We start from the raw sequence: 1,791 nt of genomic DNA, 5'->3' as shown, positions 1-1,791 counted from the left end.
TATAGATAGTCCGTCCCGCTTTCATCGATACTGATGGCACTGGCAGCGAGCTGCCAGTCGAGGCGGGACATGCACCCGTGGACTACGAATAAGTCGACCCAAACGTCTGGACGATTGCCGAGTTAACTTCGAGTCCACGGGTGCGCTTGCGTCCGATAACGAATACTCAGGGTTCGCCGTCGCACCGGCTCACTATATTGCCTTCGCTGAACGCAAGCATGCATGTCCCTGCCGGTTAATTTATCACTTGCGGAGGTTCACATGGCACCGCTATCGAACCAGCAATTCAAGGCTTTCGTCGGCATCGACTGGGCCGATACCAAACATGACATCTGCCTGCAGCAGGCTGGTGACGACAGGCGCGAGTTCGACTGCATTCCCCACCAGGTAACACGCATCGATGAATGGGCAAAGGCGTTACATCAGCGCTTTGGCGGCCCCATCGCGATCGCGCTTGAGCTGGCCAGAGGGCCGATTGTCTCTGTGTTGCAGAAACATGCGTTCTTCACACTATTCCCGATCAACCCCTTAATGCTTGCGAAGTACCGTGAAGCGTTCAAACCGAGCCGGGCCAAGGACGATCCCACCGATGCCGAACTGGCACTCGACCTGCTGCTACGCCATCCTGAGCGGTTCAGCCCGCTCCGGCCGCAGAGCGCCGGCATGCGGTCCTTGCTGAGCCTGATCGAACAGCGTCGTGAACTGGTCGGCGACAAGACCCGGTTCACCAATCGGCTAACCAACGCACTCAAGCAGTATTATCCTCAAGCGCTGGAATGGTTCGACGACATCGACACGGTGCTGTTTTGCGATTTCCTGACCCGCTGGCCCACTCTGCCAGCAGTCAGGCGTGCGAGCAGAAAGACCATTGAAACGTTCTTCCATGCGCATAACTGTCGCCGGGCCAAACTGATTGAGGGGCGTCTGGAGTCGATCCGCTGCGCTGCGTCTCTCACCGACGATCCCGGTATCGTTGCACCTCACCGGTTGCTCGCGCTGATGTTGGTGACGCAACTGCGCACAGCGCTCGCTGCGATCGACGTGTTCGACAAGGAAATCGCGACAGTCGCGCGGACGCTTCCCGACTTCGACCTGTTTGACAGCTTGCCCGGAGCAGGTCCGCATCTGACGCCGCGCCTGCTGGCTGCATTCGGCGAGCAACGTGACCGTTTCAAGGGCGCTGATGAACTGCAGAAGTATTCCGGCATCGCGCCGGTCACCGAGCGCAGCGGCAAGAAGTGCTGGGTGCACTGGCGCTGGCAATGCCCGACATTCCTGCGCCAGACCTTCGTTGAATGGGCCGGCCAGACCATCAACAAATCGTTCTGGGCGGGTGCCTATTACCGGCAACAGCGAGCAAAGGGCAACTCGTATCAGGCTGCCGTGAGGGCGTTGGCGTTCAAGTGGATACGGATCCTCTACCGCTGCTGGCAGACCGGAACACGGTACGACGAGAGCGTCTACCTCAACGCCCTCAGGAAGCGTGGTTCGTCACTGCTCAGGAACCTCGCACTTCCGGGATAACGCGTTCCGATCGACGGTTACGTCGCTGGTTCCGGGTCCGTGGGTTGCCTCGATTTGACGTGATGTCGCGAGTTGTCCACCGCCGGCCGGCGGGTCGCCTGTTATGACCATGACGCTGGTCGGCGGTGGGCAACTCGCCAAGCGGGCGCACGACATTTCATCGGCATACGCCGTTTCATGAATGAGCGACGCCCGAGGCGACAAGCTCAGGGATGTGGGCTGCACCTGCCCTCGGAAAAACCTTGACGGACCGCCTCAGGGCGTGAC

At 59.8% G+C, this 1,791-nt stretch carries 1 protein-coding gene; it reads left to right on the top strand.

Features of this window, described 5'->3' with window-relative positions; all coding sequences use genetic code 11:
- Positions 1–261 precede the first annotated feature (261 nt).
- Positions 262–1,524: an IS110 family RNA-guided transposase gene (locus AWB69_RS45045; protein WP_062093211.1), complete on the top strand. Its 1,263-nt coding sequence runs from the start codon at positions 262–264 to the stop codon at positions 1,522–1,524.
- The last annotated feature ends 267 nt before the right edge of the window (positions 1,525–1,791 follow it).

This window comes from Caballeronia udeis (assembly GCF_001544555.2).
GTDB lineage: Bacteria > Pseudomonadota > Gammaproteobacteria > Burkholderiales > Burkholderiaceae > Caballeronia > Caballeronia udeis.
Note: the sequence above shows the minus strand (reverse complement) of the source record. Positions and strands in the feature narration are given on the sequence as shown.

Excerpts from the sequence above, each read along its gene's own strand:
- AWB69_RS45045 (WP_062093211.1), top strand. The coding sequence starts at position 262 with ATGGCACCGCTATCGAACCAGCAATTCAAGGCTTTCGTCGGCATCGAC.